The organism is Deinococcus betulae (assembly GCF_020166395.1).
GTDB classification, from domain to species: Bacteria; Deinococcota; Deinococci; order Deinococcales; family Deinococcaceae; genus Deinococcus; species Deinococcus betulae.
In genome coordinates, this window is sequence record NZ_JAIQXU010000005.1 from 90,451 (window position 1) to 111,007 (window position 20,557).

Annotated in this window: 13 protein-coding genes, 1 tRNA gene and 1 pseudogene; 9 read left to right on the forward strand and 6 right to left on the reverse strand. The window is 66.3% G+C overall.

Going from position 1 to position 20,557, the window contains the following annotated elements:
• Positions 1 to 177: 177 nt before the first annotated feature.
• From ruvA to K7W42_RS05780, 4 genes and pseudogenes are all read left to right on the forward strand, one after another.
• On the forward strand, positions 178 to 777 hold the full coding sequence (gene ruvA, locus K7W42_RS05760) for a Holliday junction branch migration protein RuvA (RefSeq protein ID WP_224573044.1): 600 nt from the start codon (positions 178 to 180) through the stop codon (positions 775 to 777).
• 180 nt (positions 778 to 957) lie between these two features.
• The gene (locus K7W42_RS05770; RefSeq protein WP_304524145.1) at positions 958 to 4,302 is read left to right on the forward strand and encodes an eCIS core domain-containing protein; all 3,345 of its coding nucleotides are present in this window, start codon (positions 958 to 960) and stop codon (positions 4,300 to 4,302) included.
• Between the two features lie 2 nt (positions 4,303 to 4,304).
• Positions 4,305 to 4,763, forward strand: coding sequence for a hypothetical protein (locus tag K7W42_RS05775; RefSeq protein ID WP_224573047.1), 459 nt, complete (start codon positions 4,305 to 4,307; stop codon positions 4,761 to 4,763).
• 239 nt (positions 4,764 to 5,002) lie between these two features.
• Positions 5,003 to 5,140 (forward strand): annotated as a pseudogene (locus tag K7W42_RS05780) (IS982 family transposase); the annotation flags it as partial.
• Between the two features lie 260 nt (positions 5,141 to 5,400).
• On the opposite strand, the gene fni reads toward K7W42_RS05780, so the two are convergent.
• Positions 5,401 to 6,450 (reverse strand): type 2 isopentenyl-diphosphate Delta-isomerase, encoded by a 1,050-nt coding sequence (fni, locus tag K7W42_RS05785; RefSeq protein ID WP_224573049.1) that lies wholly within the window; start codon positions 6,448 to 6,450, stop codon positions 5,401 to 5,403.
• Positions 6,451 to 6,610: 160 nt separating this feature from the next.
• Here fni and K7W42_RS05790 point away from each other — a divergent pair.
• Positions 6,611 to 6,687 (forward strand) — tRNA-Met (locus K7W42_RS05790).
• 84 nt (positions 6,688 to 6,771) lie between these two features.
• A complete protein-coding gene (locus K7W42_RS05795) occupies positions 6,772 to 7,275 on the forward strand; it encodes a DUF456 domain-containing protein (protein WP_224573052.1) in 504 nt (167 codons plus the stop codon).
• A gap of 397 nt (positions 7,276 to 7,672) precedes the next feature.
• Here the strand turns inward: K7W42_RS05795 and K7W42_RS05800 are convergent, their stop codons facing one another.
• Positions 7,673 to 8,371 carry a hypothetical protein gene (locus K7W42_RS05800; RefSeq protein ID WP_224573053.1) on the reverse strand — a complete coding sequence of 233 codons (699 nt, stop codon included), beginning with the start codon at positions 8,369 to 8,371 and terminating at the stop codon, positions 7,673 to 7,675.
• A 300-nt stretch (positions 8,372 to 8,671) separates the two neighbouring features.
• On the opposite strand from K7W42_RS05800, the gene K7W42_RS05805 reads away from it, so the two are divergent.
• Both K7W42_RS05805 and K7W42_RS05810 read left to right on the forward strand, forming a co-directional pair.
• Positions 8,672 to 8,983, forward strand: coding sequence for a hypothetical protein (locus K7W42_RS05805; protein ID WP_224573055.1), 312 nt, complete (start codon positions 8,672 to 8,674; stop codon positions 8,981 to 8,983).
• A 94-nt stretch (positions 8,984 to 9,077) separates the two neighbouring features.
• Complete coding sequence (locus tag K7W42_RS05810) at positions 9,078 to 10,103, forward strand: PIN/TRAM domain-containing protein (RefSeq protein ID WP_224573057.1); 1,026 nt, start codon at positions 9,078 to 9,080, stop codon at positions 10,101 to 10,103.
• Positions 10,104 to 10,176: 73 nt separating this feature from the next.
• On the opposite strand, the gene K7W42_RS05815 is transcribed toward K7W42_RS05810, so the two are convergent.
• From K7W42_RS05815 to K7W42_RS23120, 4 genes are all read right to left on the reverse strand, one after another.
• The gene (locus tag K7W42_RS05815; RefSeq protein WP_224573059.1) at positions 10,177 to 12,912 is read right to left on the reverse strand and encodes an AAA family ATPase; all 2,736 of its coding nucleotides are present in this window, start codon (positions 12,910 to 12,912) and stop codon (positions 10,177 to 10,179) included.
• 115 nt (positions 12,913 to 13,027) lie between these two features.
• Entirely contained in the window at positions 13,028 to 14,203 is a 1,176-nt protein-coding gene (locus K7W42_RS05820; RefSeq protein WP_224573061.1) for a metallophosphoesterase family protein, read from the reverse strand.
• A 262-nt stretch (positions 14,204 to 14,465) separates the two neighbouring features.
• Positions 14,466 to 15,560, reverse strand: coding sequence for a tetratricopeptide repeat-containing glycosyltransferase (locus tag K7W42_RS05825; RefSeq protein ID WP_224573062.1), 1,095 nt, complete (start codon positions 15,558 to 15,560; stop codon positions 14,466 to 14,468).
• A gap of 307 nt (positions 15,561 to 15,867) precedes the next feature.
• Positions 15,868 to 16,119 (reverse strand): hypothetical protein, encoded by a 252-nt coding sequence (locus K7W42_RS23120; protein ID WP_304524146.1) that lies wholly within the window; start codon positions 16,117 to 16,119, stop codon positions 15,868 to 15,870.
• A gap of 2,574 nt (positions 16,120 to 18,693) precedes the next feature.
• Here K7W42_RS23120 and K7W42_RS05845 point away from each other — a divergent pair.
• A complete protein-coding gene (locus K7W42_RS05845; protein WP_224573064.1) occupies positions 18,694 to 20,493 on the forward strand; it encodes a diguanylate cyclase in 1,800 nt (599 codons plus the stop codon).
• The last annotated feature ends 64 nt before the right edge of the window (positions 20,494 to 20,557 follow it).

The following is a 20,557-nucleotide window of genomic DNA, read 5'->3' on the forward strand; positions in this document are numbered from 1 at the left end:
CTTGCGCTGCTGTGCCAGAGTCAATAACAGCTTTGAGGTTGGCTATGAGCGCCACCAGCAGGACCGCTGACGCCCTCAGGCTCGAAGCTGAAGTGCCAGAGACTGGCTGCCCCAGGCCTCTACTAAACGTCATGTCCTTCCGGGCCTGCGGGGCCAGGCTGCACTAGAATCGCGGGCGTGATTGCTTACCTGTCCGGCGTGGTGCGCGAAATCCGCGAAGGCAGCGCGGTGGTGGTGGCCGGTGGCGTGGGCTACGAGGTGCAGTGTCCGGTGGGCACCCTGGGCCGCCTGACTGTGGGCGAGCCCGCCGAGCTGAACACCCGCTTTGTCGTGCGCGAGGACGCCCAGCTGCTGTTTGGGTTTCAGGACGCCGACAGCCTGCGCCTGTTTGACCTTTTAACTGGAGTCAGCGGTGTGGGGCCTAAGCTGGGGCTGGCGCTGCTCTCGGCCATGCCAGTGAGCGCGCTGGCCCAGGGGCTGCTGGGCGGCGACGTGAAACTGCTCAGCAGCGTCAGCGGCGTGGGCAAGAAGACCGCCGAGCGCCTGGTGCTGGAATTGCAGAACAAGGTGCCCGAGCATCTGGCGGCGGCTGCAGCACCAGCCGGGGGCCGCGCCGCCCGTATGGTCAGCACCGCCGGGCGCGACGCCATTGACGCCCTGCTGGCGCTGGGCTTCCGCGAGGCGCAGGTGCGCGCCGCTGTGGCCGAACTGCTGGCCGCCGAACCCGACCTGAACGCTGATACCCTGATCCGGAAAGGGCTGGGCCGCCTGAGGTAGAGGGCCGCTTGACAGCGGCTGTCAGTTCTGCCCTCGGGGAGGGGCGCCCCTGGATTCCGCCCACGCTGTTGCCTCTGGTGGACGCTCACCTTGTTCGCCTGAGCAGTGGTCAAGGCGTGTGACCCTGAGCCGCTCTGGTCGCGCGGTGCGGTAAGCTGATGGCTGTTCGGGAGGTCAGCTATGACGTTCGCGCCGCGCCGTTCACCCACCCACGAGCCGACTCCGCCGTCGGTTTCGCCGTCTTCCCAGCCGCACGCGCCCCAGCCAGAACGCCAGCAGACCCGGCAGGTCCTGGAACGTCATACGGTCCGCCCGCTCACGGCGCAGCGGCAAGCTGTGCAGGCGCCACTGAGGGCGGCTGCGCTGGAGAGGCAGGAACTCGAACGTGTGGCCGTGCAGCGCCAGGCCGCCCAGACCCAGCTGGCCGCCCTGCCCCTTTCGGCACGTGGGGCGGAGGCAGCCCTTCAGCGTCAAGCGCAGCCGTCCGCACCGGTCCCCACGAAGCCCCAGACCCCCAGCGAATGGGTGACGGTCATGCGGGCACGGGCCGAAGAGGTGGACGGCGTGGCGCTGGACACCCGTGCGGCGGCCCAGTTCACCGCCCTCCAGCGGCAGGTGGCGCAGACGCTGGCGCAAGGCTTCAAAGCAGACCGGGGCCCAGCGACAGCCCGCTGTGAGACTTACGGCGAGCATCTGGCGACCTTGCAGCGGCATCCGGTCAGCGCGCCGGTCTCGCGGGCGGTGCTGAGCCTGGTCCCCGGTGGGGAGCGACTGGCTCTGCAACGCGCTGTGGACACGGCTGTGCAGCGTCATGAGACCCAGGCCACACAGGACGCCCAAGTGCTGCGGGCACTCGCCCTTCAGCGGCAGTTGGCGGAACTGGACGCAGAGGCGACGCAGCCTGTGTTGCAACGCATTCAGGCCAGACGTGGAAGCGGTAATCCTCTCCCGGAAGCCGTTCAGCGCCATTTGGAACAGGGCCTCAACCACGATCTGAGCAAGGTGCGGATTCACGACGACGGCGAAGCCCACACGCTCGCCAAAGGTGTCAACGCGCTTGCTTTTACGACGGGCACCGACATCTTTTTCCAGAGCGGGAAATTCAGCCCCAACACGAAAAGCGGCCTGGAACTCCTGGCACATGAGGTCACCCACACCGTTCAGCAGTCCCAGGGCCGAGTGGGCAAAGGGATTGACCCCGACGCCGGGCTGGAAAGCGAGGCCCGCACGATGGGCGCCAAGCTGGCCCAGGCCATGCCCAGCCCCAAGAGCCTGATGCCGCCCAGCCTCCATACGCCTGGGGTGTACAGCCAGAAAGCTGCTCTGCAACGAGCACAGGACGGGGCAGTCCAGCGCTTTGCCCTGAAACCCCTGTATGACCTGCAACCGCAGGCGGTGCAGCGCTGGGGCAATCCCCTGAGCTGGGCCGCCGACAAGGTCAAAGACGGCGTGAGCGCCATTGCCGATAAAGGCAAGGAGATGATTGCCGGCGCACTGACGGCCCTGCCCGGTTACCGCGAGCTGTGCATGGCCTTTGGCAAGGATCTGGTGACGGGCAAAACCATGTCGGCCAATCCCGACAGCATTCTGGACACGCTGGCCGGCTGGGTGCCCGGACCCCTGAAGGACATCCTCAAAGCGCTCAAGGAAACGGGCGCCATCCCGAAGGCCTGGACATGGTTCAAGGCCGAGCTGGGCAAGCTGGATCTGGGGGGCGCGCTGGGCGAGATTGCTGGAGCGATTGGCAAGGCGGACCTGGGCGGGGCCAAGAACGCCGTAACCCGCCGCATCAGTGGCCTCAAGAACCTGATTGTGGGCAGTGCCCGCAAGATTGCCGACATCGGGTTGACCGCGCTGGCCGCCGGACTCGGGCCGGTGGGGCAGCAGGTGGTGGCTCAGCTGCGGCAGGGCGGCGACCTCATCCTGCAGGTCCTGAAAAACCCGGCCAAGTTTGCTGGCCACCTGCTGAGCGCCCTCAAGGGCGGCTTCTCCAAGTTTGCGAGCAACGCGCCCAAACACCTCCAGAACGGGCTGGGTCAATGGCTGACCGGCGCCTCGGGCATCACCTTTCCGGCCAAACTGGACCTGCAGGGCGTCTTCATGACGGCCCTGAGCGTGATGGGCCTGACCTATCAGGCGCTCCGGGGCCGTCTCGTGAAGGCGATGGGCCCCAACGGTGAGAAACAGGTCCGGGCGGCTGAAGGCACGATTGACACCCTGAAGAGCATCAAGGGCGGGTTGCACAAAGCCGATGAACTGAAGGCCAACCAGGCCCCGGTCAGCGGCGAAGTGGTCGCCGGCCTGAAAACTGAAGTGACCAAGAGCGTGGTCATGGCGGGCATCACCAAAGTGGCGAGCATGCTGATTCCAGGGGGCGGCTTCGTGCAGGCCCTGATTGGGGCGTTCCGCAGTGTGCAGTTCGTGATTGAGCAGGGCAAGCAGATCATGGGCGTGGTGACCAGTGCGGTTCAGAGCGTAGGCGCGATTGCGGCCGGCAACATCGGGGCGGCGGTGGCTGGAGTGGAAAGTACGCTGGCGCGCAGCATTCCGGTGGCGCTGGGATTCCTGGGCAAGGTGCTGGGCCTGGGCAACATTGGCACCAAGATCAAGGGTGTCATCGCCAAGGTGCGCGGCAAGCTCGATGGCCTGCTCGACAAGGTCGTCGCGCGTATTAAAACCGCCATCAGTAAATTAACGGGGAAACCGAAGAACACTAAATCTGAAAGCGCGACCCAGGACACACCTGACAGCCGCGCTGTGAAGGCTGAAGTTCGGGCTTATCTTTCTGGCCAGTTGCCCCGGCAGGGCACGGCAAAAAACACGCAGGCCACCTTGCAGCAGGCTATGGACAAGTTTAGGCCCAGGGGCCTGAAAGCTCTCCGCACGAAGCAGGTGAAGCGGGGGCAATACCAGATTGAGGCCAGTGCGTCGCCCTATGAGAATGTCGGTCTCACTGACACGAAGATCATGTTCGATCAGGACGACCTCGAACTCATGACCATACGGCGTGGCGTGGCCCTGAGGGCCTCTATTAACGGCATTGAGATTCAGTCGGCGAACACGCCAGGAAAGAAAGGCGAGTTACCGAAACACGCGGAAGAGAATTTTGTGCTGAACGCCGAGCGGGTGATTAAGCGCTTCGCCGGGCAAACGCCTGAAGTGATTGTGCAGTTGTCAAGCAGTCCCTGCGGTGACCCTGGGTGTGACGCGGACCTTCAAAAGAAACTGCACAACTGCGCCTCGACGCTCATTGAATTTTCTCAACGTCACCAGGTTAAACTTCGCGTTCAGGTGTTGGGCATCTACTCGCCCAAAGTAAAAGGCGGCAAAGCTCTGTCGAGAGACGGCATTCAGCGGATGCTTGAGCACGGTATTCGCGTCGAAACCTGGTCACCGGAGCAGGCCATCACGCAACTGGAGACTGATGTGGGTCCACTTGATCCAGCCATCAAAAAATCAATTCACTCCAAGCTGCGAAATGTCATCAAAGAACTCGAAGCCCTCTCCGGACTGAATTTGAGGTAGCTGTGGACCGTTCAAGTATGACTCAGGAACAAATCAAGCAGCGTCAATGCTTTCTAACGGTGCTTGAGGCAGACGGCTGGCAGCTCAAAAACGTTGAGGCTTTTGACAATGACCTTTGGTTGGATGCGGAGATCACGGCAAGAAAGCGGACTCCAGAAAGCATCATGGAACTCAACTACAGCTTTGAAAACAGCTATGTCAGTTTGGCGGTGGCAAAATTTGATGAGGGACGCGCCGAATATGTCATTTATTTCGATACCCTTCAAAAGTCAGGGGACATTCTTGGGGTTATTGTCGAGCACTCATCTGCATTAACCGTCAAGGGAGCAGTCCATCTGGCGGCGAGGCTGGCAGGCGAATACCCCGGCGACGTTTTCTTTTTCACGGGTACAGAGAGTATTGCCGTCACACAAGATACAGCACTCACTGTCTTCGAAAAATTCAATAACGAGCTGGCCTGAGAATTGAGGAGCGGGCACTATATTGGTCACGCGCATATCTTGGCGCCGAGACTGGCCCACTTATGGCGGGCCAGAACAGATTGGGAATAAAGGCGATCAGTCCGGCGCGTGCTTCATATGGATTCCGTCTGTAACGCCAACAACCCAGCACCCCACTGGGTTGCCAACTCCACGCCCGGAACCCGTTTTTCTCCCACTCGCTCCGCTTGAATTGAATCGTTTTTGTAAACGATTCAATCGGAGTTCGTATCACACCGCCAAAGGTCAAGGCCAAGCGGGCAGATCCGCGCTGAAAGGATGAATACGGCGCGGCCAGAAAGTGCATTGAGTCCGCATTCTCCGTGCTGGTCGGTGCAGGGCTGCGCTGGGGACAGGTCATACGGACTCCGATTGAATCGAGCAGAATGCCGGGTGGAATCCGAGCAGACTTGGAAAGCTGAGCAGCAGGGCGAGCAGGAACAGCTGCAGATTCCGCGATATGGAGGCGCAGACGGGGCCTTTCCGGCTGTGCTGCAATGAAGCGCAATTCGCATCAAGACCTCCCTCAGCCTCCGATCGAAGGTGGCGCTCTGCATCCTCGCCCATAACCTGAACTTCCTCGACCTCACCACCTGAGCGCTGCCTTGTCAATTCGCGGTTATTCGTCAGTTCTGCGTAATTCCGTCACGCTCCCGTAACCGCCCACAAACAGGGCCACTCGCAATTCATGCAGAAACTGCCGCAGCCAGGCTTCGGCCGCCTCGGCGCTGTGCAGGGCAGGCTCCAGCAGCGGGCGGGCCACCGCCACCACCTGCGCCCCCAGGCTCAGCGCGCGGGCGGCGTCCAGCCCCGTGCGAATGCCGCCCGACGCCACCAGCGGCAGCCCTGGGGCGGCCTGCCGGGCTGCCCGCAGCGCCTGGGCGGTGGGCACGCCCAGGTCGCACAGGTCAGGCGTGATCACCGCGCCGTGGTGAACCAGCTGTTCTACGCGCGCCCAGCTGGTGCCGCCGGCTCCGGCCACATCCAGAGCGGCAAAGCCCAGTGGTGCGGCCGCCGCCACCGTCTGCGCGTCCAGGCCGTGGCCCACCTCTTTCAGCAGCACGGGAAACGGCAAGGTGGGCACCACCCCGGCCAGGCGGTCCAGTAGCCCAGCCCAGCGGGTGTCGCCGCCCGGTTGCAGCGCTTCTTGCAGCGGGTTGACGTGAATGGCCAGGGCGTCGGCGCCCACCTCAGCCACTGCCCGGCAGGCCTGCTCGGCGCCGTAGCCCAGCAGAAACTGCGCGCCCCCCAGGTTGCCCACCAGCAGGATGTCGGGGGCCACCTCGCGCACCAGAAACGAGGCGCGGGCCTCAGGGCGTTCCAGCATCACGCGCTGCGAGCCCAGCATCATGCCCAGCCCCAGCCGCTGCGCCGCCTGTGCCAGATGCCGGTTGATGCGCCCGGCTGCCTCGGCGCCGCCAGTCATGGCGCCTATTAGAACGGGTGCCCGCAGGGACCGCCCTAAAAAAGTGGTGTCCAGCCGGATGGCGTCCAGATCGCGCTCCGGGAGGGCACGGTAGGGCCACGGCACCACTTCTAGCCCTGTGGTCTGCAGCGCGTACTGGCTGTCGGGGCGCAGGCAGGCCTCAATGTGGCGCAGCTTGCGCTCCTGAATGGGCGCGGGCTGCTGGCCCGGCGGCGTGTCGGTGCCCTGGTCGCCTCGTCTCACCTTTACAGCCTAGCGGGCTGGGCCGTGTCCAGCACATCAAAAGCGTGCAGCGTGACACAAAGTTGACAGTCTGGAGAAGTCGCGCTACTATTCCTGAGCGCTGAAAAGCGGCCCCCACAGGGAAACCGCGACGCAGACGTCAAAAGCAAGACCAGAGTATCGCAGGGTAGAGCAGTCTGGTAGCTCGTCGGGCTCATAACCCGGAGGTCGCAGGTTCAAATCCTGTCCCTGCAACCACTTCGCCCCCACTTCGGTGGGGGTTTTCTATATGTGGCCACCAACGGGAACCCTGCCGCGCCGTGCCGCGTAAGGCACAGGCGTATGAGTCTTGCTTTCGTGGTTTTCCTGGTGGCCTGGGTCATCGGTATGATTGGCACCTTTGTTCCGGTGATTCCCGCCACGGCCATCATCTTTCTGGGGTCGGTGGCTGCGACGCTGGTTGACGGCTTTCAGCTCTGGCCAGACCTGCCCTTTTTGCTGACCTTCCTGGCGATCACCATCCTGATTGGGCTGGTGGACAACCTGGCTTCGGCGTGGGGGGCGCGCAAGTACGGCGGCAGCAAGCAGGCGGTGTGGGGCGCCCTGATCGGCGGCCTGGTGGGCATCTTGCCCATCATTCCTTTCGGCCTGATTCTGGGGCCGCTGCTGGGCGCCCTGATTGCCGAACTGGTCGTGGTCAAAAAGCTGCCCGTTGACGCTCTTCGCTCTGCCTGGGGCACGCTGGTGGGGCTATTGGCTGGTCTGGCCGCCAAGCTGGTGCTGCACCTGATGATTGGCCTGTACGAGCTGTGGCGCCTGTGGGACCCTAGTAAGAGCCTGCTGTGACCCGGCCGGTCCCATGCTGGCCTCTGTCTTCCACGTCGGGCCTCTGATGCTCTCGTCGCCCTGCGCTGCCCCTCAATGTCCTGGAGGTCAACCGGCCAGCGCAGGACAGCCAGTGCCAGCTCTCTGCCGACACGGCCGCCCGAAATTTTGGCGATCCGCGCCACTTGGATAGGGGTGAGCGGCTGAGCCTTCCTCACCACGTCTACCTCCCTGGAGCCTTCACCCGAAGGCTCTTTGTGTTATTACAGACTCCGATTGAATTGAGCAGAATGCCGGGTGGAATCCGAGTGGACTTGGAAAGCTGTGCGGCAGAGCGAGCAGGAACAGATGCGGATTTCGCGATATGGAAGCGCAGACAGTGTCTTGCCGGCTGTGCTGCAATTCAGCGGAATCCGTATTAGCGGCTCAGCAGCAGGGGAGCGAGCGCGATAAAACCCACCACCAGTGCGGGCAGCAGAGGCAGCAGCGCCCCCGCCAGGGCCCGCCCGGCGTGGCCGGTGAGTTCTCGAAAAGCAGCGAACGCCAGGCCACTCTGGGCCAGGGTGCCCAGCATCGTGACCGCCAGCAGCAGGAAAGCGGCGGGCGTGCGGGCCAGACCGGCCAGTGCCAGCTGCTGCACCCGCCGCGCGTCTTCGGCGGCCCCGGCCAGCGCGGCGGCCGTGGGGTGCCAGGCCGAGGCTGGGGTCAGCAGCGCCAGGACAGTCACCAGCACATACAGAGGTGGTAGCAACGCGAAACTCGCACCGTACACCTCGGCGGGGCGTCCGGCCCGGCCCGCACCCAACCGGCCCAGGCCCCACAGGAGCAGGAACGTGAACATGGTCAGGAACGTGCCGCCCAGCGCGTTGGTGGCGTGCACCGCCAGCGGCGCTGTACCGCCCGCCACCTGGGCAGCGAGAGTGACGGCTGGGCGCACCAGGGCGGCGTAGGCCACCCCCGACAGCACCGCCGCCAGGCCCACGACCCCCAGGTAACGCCACGCCAGAGGCTCGGTCGGCGCCAGCGTCCGGGCAAAGAGCCGTGGCCCGGTCAGCAGGGCGGTGGACAGGGGCGCGTCGGGGCTGGGCGGCAGGGGAGACGGGGCAGAGCGGGCCATAAACCCCGCCATGGTAGAGGCTGAAACAAGAGCAGACCAGCGACCAGACTTCAACCGGCGCGCAGCAGCTCAGCAGAGAGCCAATGAGAAAACGGCGAGTTGAGACAGATCGCCAACTATGGCGCTCGGCGCGGCGCTGTCTCTCCTCCAGGCGCGGCGCTCTTTTCTTGCGGCGCTGTGGTTGAGAAAGATGCTGTGGCATGGCCCACAGCCCGCCTCTGTTTCTGTGGCCTTTCTTTGAGAAGCCTCAAATCAGAGGTCTACATGGCCCGCGCTCCTGCCCTTACAATTTGCATCCGGATGACGGACCTTGAACTCTTCCTCGTTGTCGTGTCAGCGCTCTGTGCGCTCTATGCCCTGTTCACTTTCCGCGCCAGCGCCCACCGCCTGCATTACCGGGACCGCCCTCTGTTCTGGCGTGGCGTCGCCCTGCCGCTGGGGCTGGGTGGCCTGGGCCTTGGGCTGCTGGCCTACGCCCTATTGACGGACACCTCGACAGGTGTGTTCTGGGCGGCGGCGGCCCTGGGCGCTCTGACCGCTGCCCTGGCCTGGCTGACTGAGCTGGAACCCAACCGGGTGGTGCGCTGGGCTTACCGGACCGTCAAGTCCTGAGCGGAGCGCAGGAGAGGAGCCGGATCACCCGAGAGGGGGCCTGGCTCTTTTCATGCGCCCCGTGTCCTCACCCGGAGCAGGTACACTGCTGGGCGTGCTTGCTGTTCGGGTCACCTTTATGCTGCTGGGGCTGCTGCTGGGTTATGTCGTGGGCCACGCCCTGGCTGGGGGCCAACCCGGCGAGCTGAGTACCGTCAATACCCTGAGTCTGATGCTGGCCGGCACCTTGATGGCGCTGCTGCTGGCGCCGCGCGCCGAAGTGCTGCTCCTTTCGGGGACTGGCCGATTTCTGCGCTGGTACAACGGCCTCTCGCCGCGCAAGGTTGCGGCGGCCACCTTTGGCCTGATCATCGCCCTGCTGCTCAGCGTTCTGCTCAGCAGCCTGATGCGCAGCTTGCCGTTTTACACCTGGGTCTGGAATGTCCTGGTGACCCTGGTGCTGGGGGTCTTTTTCACGTCGTTTGCGGTGCGCAACGCCGAGGCCTTTGGGCTTCTGGCCTTTCCGCAGGTGCGGCGCAAGCAGGGCGGCAAGCTGCTGGACAGCAACGTGATTATCGACGGCCGCATTCTGGAGCTGGCCCGCACCGGCTTTCTAGACGGTGAGGTGATTGTGCCCGGCTTCATTCTTCGCGAGTTGCAGACCCTGGCCGATAGTCAAGACCCGCAGAAACGAACACGCGGCAAGCGCGGCCTGAGCGTGCTGGAAGACCTGCGCCAGTTGCGCCCCCTGCGCGTGGAAGACTGGGACACCGACCTGCCCACCACTGACGACAAGCTGATTCGCCTGGCCCGCGAATCAGGCGCGCGCATCGTGACGAACGACGGCAACCTGGGCAAGATTGCCCGCCTGCATGGCGTCGAAATCCTGTCCATCCACGAGGCGGCGGTGGCGCTGCGGCCTCAGGTGCAGGCGGGCGACCACCTGACGGTCACCATCACGAAAAGTGGCCAGCAGCAGGGCCAGGGCGTGGGCTATCTGGAAGACGGCACGATGGTCGTGGTCGAGGACGGCCTGAAGCTCCGCGGCAAGCCCGCCCGCGTGCTGGTGGTCAACAATGTGCAGACCAACGTGGGTCGCATGATTTTTGCCAAGGTGGACCGGGAAGAGGGAGCGGCGTAAAAACGGAGAGTGGGAAATAGAAAGTGGGTACAGCACTGGAGAGTAGTCCAGGTCTGCGCGGGTGCTGTGCCCACTACCCTTCCAACCTCTGCACGCTGCTGCCCGCCACGCTCTTGGTGACCAGCAGGCGGCTGGGAAGGCGCTCGGAGAGGCTTTCGACGTGGGTGACCACGCCCACCATGCGCCCCTGGGTGCGCAGGTTTTCCAGGGCGCCGGCCACGGCTTCAAGGGCCTGGGGGTCCAGGGTGCCGAAGCCTTCATCCAGAAACAGGGCGCCCAGCACTTTGTTGCCGGCCAGGTAATCACTCAGGGCGATGGCCAGTGACAGAGAAGCCAGGAAGGTCTCGCCGCCCGACAGGGTCTTGACCCCACGGACCTCGCCCGCGTTCCAGAGGTCCTGCACCACGTAGTCGCCGCCCTGCAAGGCCAGGCGGTAGCGCCCGTCGCTGATGTCATGCAGCAGCAGCCCCGCGCGGGTAAGAAGCTGGGCCTCGACCTCGGCCAGCAGGAACTGCTGAAATTCGTTGGCCTTGAGGCTGCCGGCCAGGGTCTGCCAGGTATCAAAGGTGCGCGAGGCGGCCAGGGCGCGCGCCTCTATGTCGGCCTTGCGTTCCAGGCGCTCGCGCAGGGCCCGCTCCTGTTCGGCCAGCTGACCGGCCCGCTCACGGGCGACCGTCAGGGCCGCGTCGGTGGCGGTCAGGTCGCGGGCCACCTGGCTCAGCTCGGCCGGGTCAAAGGGCGCGGCGCCCAGCTGGCGGTCCAGGTCGGCCACTGCCTCTCGCAGCTGGGCGCGGGAGGCGCTGTAGCTGCGCGCCGCTTCTTCCAGCGCGGCGACTTCGGCTTCGGGCAGGGCGGCGGCGCGGGCCTGGGGGGCATCCAGCCCCAGGCCCGCCAGCGCGGTGGCGAGGGCCGCCGTGGCCTCGGCCGCTTCCTGGGCGCGGCGGGCAGCGCCGCTCTGCACGCCGCGCAGGGTGGCCTGCGCAGCGCTGGCTTCGGCCTCGGCGCGTGCCAGGGTGCCCTGGGCCGCCTGGAGCTGCTGGCGAATGGCGGCGATGTCGTGCAGGGTCGCCTGCCGGGCGCGGGCCGGGTCGGGGCCCGCCGCGCGTACCCGCGCCGCTAACCCCGCGAGGAGCCGCGCGGCCTGCGCCGCCGGGTCACCAGCCACCAGCGCCTCGGCGGCGCGCAGGTCGGTTTCGCGGGCCGCTATCCCTTCCTCCCAGTCGCGTAGGGTAGCGGCGCGGGCCTCAGTGGCGCGGCGCAGGGCCCCCAGCTCCAGGCCAATCTCTTTGTAGCGCAGGCGGCGGCCGTCCAGGGCGGCGCGCAGGGCCGCCGCCTGACGTTCCAGGGCGCTCAGGTCCGGCACCTCACCCGTGGGCAGGACCATGACGGGCTGTTCACACAGCGGGCACGGCTCGCCCAGGTGCAGGTGGGTGCGGTAAGCCGCTACCCCGGCCGTCACCTGCGCCTCGCGGAGGGCCGTGTCGGCCCCGTCCAGCTCGGCTTTGGCTGCCTTGCCCTCCCGCTCCACGCGGCCCTGCTCGGCTTCCAGGGTGCCGATCTGTGCCGTTTCCAGGTCCTGTCTGGCCCGGTCGGCCTGCAGGGCGGCGCGCTGGGCTTCCAGCTGCACGCGCTCCTGCCGGTTCTTTTCTGCCTTCTGGGCGCCCTCGCGGGCGACCAGGAAAGCGTCCTCATCCCAGGGCAGCGGCTGAGCGTGGGTGGTCTGCGGGGTGCCGCCGGCCCGGCGCAGGCGCGCGGCGTCGTCCTCGGCTCCGCGCAGGGTCTCGGCGCGGGCCTCCAGGTCCGGAATGCGGGCGTCCTGGGCCTGGGCCGCCGTCAGGGCGGCTTCAGCCTGCTCGGCGCGGGTCTGGGCGGCTTGGGCGGCAGCCCAGGCCCCCCTGGCCTCGCCGGCCTCACGGTCGGCGGCGATGCGGGCGCGTTCGGCGGCGTCCAGCAGCGGCAGAACTGCGGCCACCCGCCGCGCCTGCCCAGCGCGTTCGGCGCCGGCCTGCACGCTGGCGGCGCGGGCCTCCAGCGCCTGAAGGCGGCGCGCGGCGTCCTCGCGGGCCCGGAACACGCGCTCCTGCTCGCGCAGGCGGGTCTGGCGGGTGTTCAGGCGCTCGCGCTCGTCGGTGAGGCGCTCGGCCTCAAAGCTCACGGCCTCGCGCTCGGCGCGCAGGGCCGCCGCCGCTTCCAGGGTCACCCCCTCGTATTCGCCGGCCAGCACGGCATTCAGGCTGGTGGTCTGATGCTTCAGTTCTTTGGCGCGGTCAGAGGCCACCCGCTGCATGGCGGCCACATGGTCCAGGCCGGTCAGCTCGCCCAGCAGCGCCTGACGTTCCTTGCCGGTGCCGTGCAGCACCTTCGAGAACTCGCCCTGCGGCAGCATGACGCTGCGGGCAAAGGTCTTGAAATCCAGGCCCACCACGCGCCGAATCCGTTCGCTGATGCCCTTGGCCCCGCCGTCAGACAGGTTGGTCCAGCGGCCATCTTCGTCCCGGCGCTCAAAGCGCACCTCGTTCTCGGCCTGCTTGCGCCCCTTGGTGCGTGACGCGCGGTAGACGGCGCCGCCTATCTCAAACGTCAGACTAACCGACAGCCCCCGCTCACCCTGAGAAATCAGCGCGTCCAGCCCCGCCGCGCCCAGCCGGGCCGTCTGCCCGTACAGCGCAAAGGTCATGGCGTCCAGCAGGCTGCTTTTGCCGCTGCCGGTGGGGCCGACCAGCGCAAACAGTTCCAGGTCGCCCAGGTCCAGCGAGGTGGGCTGCCGAAAGGCTGTGAAGCCCTGGAGGTCGAGTGTTAGCGGGCGCATGAGTGGCCCTCCGGGCCGGTAAGGGTTGATGGTTGATGGGTGATGGAAGGAGCAGCGGCGCTTCCTATGTTCTGTTTTTTCTCCATCAACCGTCTCCTTTCAACCATCAACCCCTTCACGCTTCCTCCAGCAGCGCCGCTTCATCGGCCTCGCGGAAGGCGGCGCGCAGGTCACTCGGCAACTCGCCGCGCTTCTCGCGGTGGTAGCGCTCGTACAGTTCCAGCAGGCTCAGGCCCTCGCGTTTCAGATCTGGGGTCACGAGGTCGTCCTGGGCGGCGTCCAGGTCCACAGCCAGGGTGGTGGGGGCCAGTTTCAGCACGCGGTCTTTCAGGCCTGGCAGGGCGGTGCCCGCAGGCGCCCGCACCACAACCTTCAGCAGGCCAGTGAAACTCCCCAGGGTGCCCAGGCGGTGCTCGACCTGCGCCAGGTCCACGCGAATGGTTCTCAGTTCGCGGCCACTGGCCAGCGGCAGGGCGTGCACGCGCGCCGGGCGCCCGGCCTCGACCTCAACCAGGTTGACCTGCTTTTTCTCGCCGCCCTCACCAAAATCCAGCTGAATGACGCTGCCGGAGTAGTAAGCGGGCGGGGCCTCGCCCACCTGCTGCGGCTTATGGATGTGGCCCAGCGCTACATACTGCGCTCCGGCTGGCAGCTGCAGCCCCGACAGGGTGTAGCTGTTGGTCAGGTCAAATTGCAGGGTGCGCTCGGAGCCGCTGGGCACGGCGCCGTCCAGGGTGGCGTGGGCCATCAGCATGTTCACGCTGCCCGGCCGAAAGCCCTCGCCCAGGCGGCGCAGGAAAAAGCCCATGCCCTCGCGGTATTTCTGCCGCCAGGCGCCCGTGTCGCCGCCCAGCAGGTCGGCCGCCTTGACCAGCCGCCGCTCGGAGAGGTGGGGCAGCGCGCCCACCACCAGGCTCTCGCCGCCCCGCGTCTGCACTGTGCGGACCATCTCGGCCGGGTTGGCGCTGGGCTGCGCCACGACCTGCACGCCTACCCAGCCCAGGAGGCCCGTCACCGAATTCAGGCGGGCGGCGCTGTCATGGTTCCCGGCAATGACCACGCTGGGAACGCCCGCGTCGCGCAGGCGCAGAAAAAAGTCGAACACCGCGTGTTCCGCGTCCGCAGAAGGGTTGCCCGTGTCGAAGAGGTCCCCGGAGACCAGCACCACGTCGGCACGCTCGCTGCGGGCCAGGCCGGCAATTTCGATCAGCGCCTCGTGGACCTCGGGGGTGCGGTCAAAGCCCCGTAGAGAACGGCCCGCATGGAAATCAGCGGTATGAAGTACGCGCATCACAGAAAAAATAGCATGGGCCAGCCGGGGCTTCAGCGGCCGGCACGGAGCGCTGGCTGACCTCTAAGGGTGACTGCTGGCCACAGCGCGGAGAGATGGGCACAGCTCTCCTGCACAGCGTGGCGGCTGTACTGCCCCGACACGCTGACTCTCCTTGTCCTGGCAAGAGGTAGATGCAGTGAGCGGGAGAGGGTTGCCCAGCCCGACAAGGTTATACGGGCGGCGCGGCTGCTAGACCCCAGCAAGCGGCACGACCCTAGCGCTAGGTCAGCACCAGTCCCAGCGCCTTGTGACTGAACGCCTGGTTCTGGCGAATCAGGGTCTGGATTCGTGGCGGGAGGTTGGGGTCGCGCAGCAGGTCGTCGTACCGGGTCAGGGCGTCGGCGTGCCGCCCCAGGTAATACTCGGCCACCGCCGCTTCCAGCCGGGCGTGAAATTGATAGATCTCGTGTTCGGCAAACAGAAAGTCGGGCAAAGCGGGCAGCGTGGCCGCCTGCGAGAGAAACAGATGGGCGGTCGCGAATGCCTTGAGGTGCTGGTAATGCATGCCAATGCGGTACAGGGTCTCGGCGCGGGCCGGCTGCGTCTGGTACGCCTCCAGGTAAGTGGCCATCACTTCTGGCCAGGGGCGGCCCAGGGTGTCGCGCAGGCGGGCCATCTGGTACTGCGAATACCAGACCTCCTCGGGCCAGCCGCCCATGCTGGCGCGCCGCTCGTAGGTGCTCAGCGCCTGCTCCGGCTGCTGCGCGTCCCGGTACGACTGGGCCAGGTAAAACACGTACCGGCTGTTGCGTGGGTCCTGTTTCAGCGCTTCTTCCAGCACCAGAGCGTCTTTTTTGTACTTGTCGGGGTCAAGGGACCGCGCGCCTTCCGGTCGAGGGACGGTGTACACCCCCTGAAGTTCGCCGCGTGTGTATGGATCGGCGCCGGTCAGGTGTTCGTGCAGCACGCCTTCCCAGCGCCAGGGAAGGCTGCGGCGGGCCAGCTGAAGACGCAGGTAGTGGGTGCCACCAAACTGCACCGGCAGCATGTAGGCGTCGTCGGTCAGCTGCGGCAACTCGAAGCCGGGGCTGACCACCATTTCTTCATCGGCATCTATAAATAGCAGGTAGTCCACATCGGCTGGCGCCAGATTCAGCGCCTCGGTGCGGTTGTGGGCAAAGTTGACCCAGGGGCGTTCGACCAGGCCGCCCGGCAAATCGCTCATGAGGTCCTGAATGAGGGCCTGGGTGCCGTCCGTGCTGCCAGTGTCCACAATCAGCCAGTCGGTAATTAGGGGGCGCACCGATTCCAGACACCGGCGGATGACGTGGGCCTCGTTCTTGACAATCATATTCAGGCAGATGCGCTGTGCCATAGGGGTGACCTCATCGTAAAGAAGGGGAGAAGAGAAGTCGAGGGGAAGCGCGTAGGTTCAGAGAGCCGGCACGGGCTAGCTATGAAAAAGACCCCACACAGGGGGTCTTTTTCGTAGCTAGGGGATTAAGGGATAACGTTTCCGGGAGGTCCGGGAGGACCCTCGGGGCCTTGTGGACCCTCAGGACCTTGTGGTCCGGGAGGACCGGCAGGACCAACGGGACCTGGGTCACCCTGTGGACCTTGCGGACCCACAGGACCAGCGGGGCCGGGATCACCCTGTAGACCTTGAGGACCCTGGGCACCATCTAGGCCCGGTGCACCGTCAGCCCCAGCCGGGCCGGGATCACCCTGCGGACCTTGAGCACCATCAGCTCCAGCGGGGCCTTGAGCACCGTCAGCACCAGCAGGACCCTGGGCACCGTCGGCCCCAGCAGGACCCTGGGCACCGTCGGCCCCAGCGGGACCTTGAGCACCGTCAGCTCCAGCAATACCTTGCGGTCCTTGAGCGCCCGTCGCGCCAATAGCACCTTCTGGACCTTGAGCTCCGGTTGCCCCATTGGCTCCCGTGGCGCCGGTTGCACCCTGAGCGCCAGTCGCACCTGTTGCGCCAGTCGCACCCGTTGCGCCTGCGATGCCGGTCGCGCCAGTGGCGCCATTAGCACCCGTTGGGCCGGTAGGCCCGGTTGCACCAGTCGCGCCAGTCGCGCCGTCCGCACCATCGGCACCCGTGGCACCCGTTGCGCCCGTCGCCCCAGTGTCGCCGGTTGCTCCGGTAACACCTGTCGCGCCAATAGCTCCATCAGCGCCCGTTGCGCCTGTGGCACCAGTAGCGCCTGTCGCGCCGTCCGCACCCGTTGCTCCGGTGTCACCCGTGGCGCCTGTCGCACCAGTATCGCCGGTTGCCCCGGTAACGCCCGTCGCACCAATAGCTCCATCAGCGCCCGTTGCACCTGTGGCCCCAGTATCGCCGGTTGCACCCGTCGCACCAGTATCGCCTTGTGGGCCGACAGGTCCAATTTCGCCTTGCAAGCCTTGTGGTCCCTGTGGGCCGATAGGGCCGACCTCGCCCTGGAGGCCCTGCGGGCCTTGTGGACCAATGGGCCCAATCTCGCCCTGAGGGCCTTGCGCGCCGGTCGCCCCAGTCTCGCCTTGCGGGCCTTGTGGGCCGGGGAGACCAATCTCGCCCTGAATACCTTGTGGACCCGTTTCGCCCGTTGCACCCGTGGCACCAGTTGCCCCAGTATCACCAGTTGCGCCGGTGGCACCGTCAGCACCGGTAGCGCCCGTGGCACCTGTGACGCCTATGGCGCCGGTGTCACCCGTGGGGCCAGTAGGACCTGTCGGGCCGATGTCGCCCTGTGGTCCTTGTGGGCCGACAGGTCCAATCTCGCCTTGCAAGCCTTGGGGTCCCTGTGGGCCGATAGGGCCGACCTCACCCTGGAGGCCCTGCGGTCCCTGTGGACCAATGGGCCCAATCTCGCCTTGAATGCCTTGCGCGCCGGTCGCCCCAGTTTCGCCTTGCGGGCCTTGTGGGCCGGGGAGACCAATCTCACCCTGAATGCCCTGTGGACCCGTTTCGCCGGTTGCACCCGTAGCGCCGGTCGCGCCAGTGGCACCGTCGGCACCTGCGGCGCCGGTTTCACCCGTCGCACCTGTGGCACCGGTTGCCCCAGTATCACCAGTTGCGCCGGTGGCACCGTCAGCACCGGTGGCGCCCGTGGCACCTGTGACGCCTACGGCGCCGGTGTCACCCGTAGGGCCAGTGGGACCCGTCGGGCCGATGTCGCCCTGTGGTCCTTGTGGGCCGACAGGTCCAATCTCGCCTTGCAAGCCTTGCGGTCCCTGTGGGCCGATGGGGCCGACCTCGCCCTGGAGGCCCTGCGGGCCTTGTGGACCAATGGGCCCAATCTCGCCTTGAATGCCCTGTGGTCCCTGAGCGCCAGTGGCACCTGTTGCCCCAGGAGTGCCTTGGGTCCCAGCTGGTCCTTGAGCGCCGGTGGCGCCTGTAGCTCCAGGAGTGCCCTGGGTCCCGGCTGGTCCCTGAGCGCCGGTGGCACCTGTAGCTCCAGGAGTGCCTTGGGTTCCAGCTGGTCCCTGAGCGCCGGTGGCACCTGTAGCTCCAGGAGTGCCTTGGGTTCCAGCTGGTCCCTGAGCGCCGGTGGCACCTGTAGCTCCAGGAGTGCCTTGAGTCCCAGCTGGTCCCTGAGCACCAGTGGCACCTGCAGGGCCAGCTGGACCGGGTGCGCCGCTGGCCCCGGTTGGGCCGGCTGCTCCAGCAGGTCCGGCTGGCCCTGCTGGTCCAGGCCCGCCATTGGCACCATCAATCCCAGACGAGCCGGCTGGACCGGCTGGCCCAGTGGGCCCGCGCAGGGCGTTTAAGGTGGCTGCTGGCAGAGACCTGACGTTAATGAGAACAAGTTGCCCATCACGGACAATGACAATTTTCCCCTCATCCCCGGCCGTCAGGGTCACGCCTTCCGGGGTGGGAATAACCACCTCGGTCGTGTCCTGGGCCCGGGCGGCTGCCGAGAGACTCAGCAGCGCCGTCAGGGCAAGTGTCGTTAATCGGTTCATGCGTACTCCTTCCATAACTCCTCTGGGCTAGCCAGGGTCATGTCAGGGCCAGGTGAACTGCCTGGGTCAAGGGACCAAACAGAGCCTGAAAGGTGGTGCAGCACAGCTGGGGAATTGCGCCTGGAGCTTAGAAGCTGCGTCAGAGGCGCAGGCCAGGGACAGGGTTTAGCCCGTGGGCGACCGGGCAAAAGGTCGCCCAGACACCGTGACTCCGGGTCCAACAGGGATGCCGTTCTCCCTGCGCCGGATGACACCTTCTGGAAAGAAAGAGTGAACGGACATACAGCCTGGCCTCCTGAGAACGCAAAACGGAAAGAAAAGGAGCAGATAGGGTGCTGACGACCTGATGAGAAGCTATGAGATTTGGACGAGGAACTGATGGCCAGTCTAAGAGCCGTATTTCTCGTGTCTCTGAGGAAGACCTTTACTCTTACCTCAGTCTTCTGGTGATAAGCGCTAACGCAGAAAGTTCTACATAACCACAATCCACATTGAGAACTTTGTCAGGTGACCTCTGGTTAAGAGCTTTGAGAGAGGCAAGCTTCTACCCTTTCCTCATGAGGCTGCGCCGCCTGCTGTTCGTGTATCAGATCCCTCTGTGGGCGTGTCTGCTGCTGGCGTTTGCCTGTGTGCTGGGCGCCCTGGACGCCCGCGTGAAAGCCACCACGCAGGCCTCGCAAACCCGTGCGCAGCTGGAAGGAATTAACACGTTGCTGCTGCACACCCTGGATATGGAAACCGGTGTGCGTGGTTATGTGGTGGCGGGCGACCCTGTCTTTCTGGAGCCCTACCGGGAAGCAGTGGCGGCGCTGCCCGGCGATTTTGCGGCCCTGCGTCAGCTGTTTGCCGACCCCTCGTTGGGCGTCACGGTGCAGGCCAACCGCACAGCCTCGCTGGCCCGCATCGAGGCGCTGGTCACCCGCTGGCAGCAGGACGTGGGGGCGCCTGAAATTGAGGCCCGGCAGCGCAGCGCCGCCGCCGCCCAGGCACTGGTCAAAAGTCAGCGGGGCAAACGGCTGCTGGACACGGTGCGCCGCGAGGTGGCGGCCCTGAATGCCAGCCAGACCGCCAGTCTGCGCCGCTATGAAGCCGAGGCCGTGCGGCAGCTGCGGACCCTGCGATGGACGCTGTACAGTTCGGCGGGCCTGCTGCTGCTGCTGAGCTTCATCAGCACTCTGGCCGGTGCGAACGTTCTGGTACGGCACCTTCAGGCCCTGACAGGCGGGGCGCAGCGCGTGACCAGTGGCGCCGAGCAGATCACCGTGCCCGAGCGCGGCCCCGCTGAGCTGCGGACCCTGGCCCGCACCTTTAACGACATGGGTGGGCGCCTCCATGCCGCGCGCCAGGCCGCCGAGGCAGGGGCCGCGCAGCTGACCGGGCGCAACGACTGGATGCGCCGCCTGGGCGACCTGAGTGACGCCCTGCAAGCCGCCCGGAGTCTCGACGAGGGCGCGCGCATTCTGGAACGCGCCCTGCCAGCGCTGCTGCCGGGCACACGCGGCACCTTGTCACACCACAATGCGTCCCGGAATCTGCTGGTGCCGGTCATGACCTGGGGCGCCGAGGTCGCGGCCCCCATGCCCCCCGACCACTGCTGGGCGCTGCGGCGCGGCGAGATGCAAACCCCCGAGGCCCGGGAGTTCTCGCCGGGTTGTCCGGGGGCGGGCGGGCAATATGTGTGCCTGCCTCTGTTTTCCCACGGCGAAACGCTGGGGCTGCTGCGGGTGGACAGCCTAGATGGTCAGGCCCTGAGCACCGAAACGCGGCAGCTGCTGCCTGGCGTGGCCCGGCAGGTAGCCCTGGCCCTGGCCAGCCTGCGTCTGCAAGACCGCCTGCTCCAGCAGTCCATCCGCGACCCGCTGACCGGGCTGTTTAACCGCCGCCAGTTGGAAGATCAGCTCTCGCACCACGTTGCCCTGGCCCAGAGCGGCGGCCAGCCCCTGAGCCTGCTGGCCCTGGACATCGACCACTTCAAGCGCCTGAACGACACCTTCGGCCACGAGGCCGGAGACGCGGCGCTGGTGCGGGTCAGCGCGGTGCTGCGGGACCACGCGCCGGCGGGCAGCACACCCGCGCGCCCCGGCGGCGAGGAGTTTGCCCTATTGCTGCCCGGGACGGACCTGGGCGGAGCCGAAGCCCTGGCCGAGCGGGTGCGCGCCGCTGTGGCCGCCCTGAACCTCAGCCATGCGGGCATCAATCTGGGGCAGGTGACCGTGTCGCTGGGCGTGGCGGAACTGGCGCCGGGACAGGCCACGCCCGCACACCTGACGGGCGCCGCCGACCAGGCGCTGTACGCCGCCAAGCGCAGCGGCCGCAACCGGGTGATGAGCGCGGCGCCGCTGGCCACCCCCGCCTGACCGCTGGCCCAGTCGGGCGGCGTCTCCCACCTCCCAGCACCGGCCCTTTACCGCTCTCGTCATT

What these genes read in the sequence shown, in the direction of transcription:
- K7W42_RS05820 (WP_224573061.1), bottom strand. Translation starts at nt 14,203, where the DNA reads ATGCGCGTACTTCATACCGCTGATTTCCATGCGGGCCGTTCTCTACGG.
- K7W42_RS05845 (WP_224573064.1), top strand. Translation starts at nt 18,694, where the DNA reads ATGAGGCTGCGCCGCCTGCTGTTCGTGTATCAGATCCCTCTGTGGGCG.
- K7W42_RS05795 (WP_224573052.1), top strand. Translation starts at nt 6,772, where the DNA reads ATGAGTCTTGCTTTCGTGGTTTTCCTGGTGGCCTGGGTCATCGGTATG.
- K7W42_RS05800 (WP_224573053.1), bottom strand. Translation starts at nt 8,371, where the DNA reads ATGGCCCGCTCTGCCCCGTCTCCCCTGCCGCCCAGCCCCGACGCGCCC.
- K7W42_RS23120 (WP_304524146.1), bottom strand. Translation starts at nt 16,119, where the DNA reads ATGGGGCAACCGGAGCTCAAGGTCCAGAAGGTGCTATTGGCGCGACGG.
- K7W42_RS05825 (WP_224573062.1), bottom strand. Translation starts at nt 15,560, where the DNA reads ATGGCACAGCGCATCTGCCTGAATATGATTGTCAAGAACGAGGCCCAC.
- K7W42_RS05805 (WP_224573055.1), top strand. Translation starts at nt 8,672, where the DNA reads ATGACGGACCTTGAACTCTTCCTCGTTGTCGTGTCAGCGCTCTGTGCG.
- K7W42_RS05815 (WP_224573059.1), bottom strand. Translation starts at nt 12,912, where the DNA reads ATGCGCCCGCTAACACTCGACCTCCAGGGCTTCACAGCCTTTCGGCAG.
- K7W42_RS05770 (WP_304524145.1), top strand. Translation starts at nt 958, where the DNA reads ATGACGTTCGCGCCGCGCCGTTCACCCACCCACGAGCCGACTCCGCCG.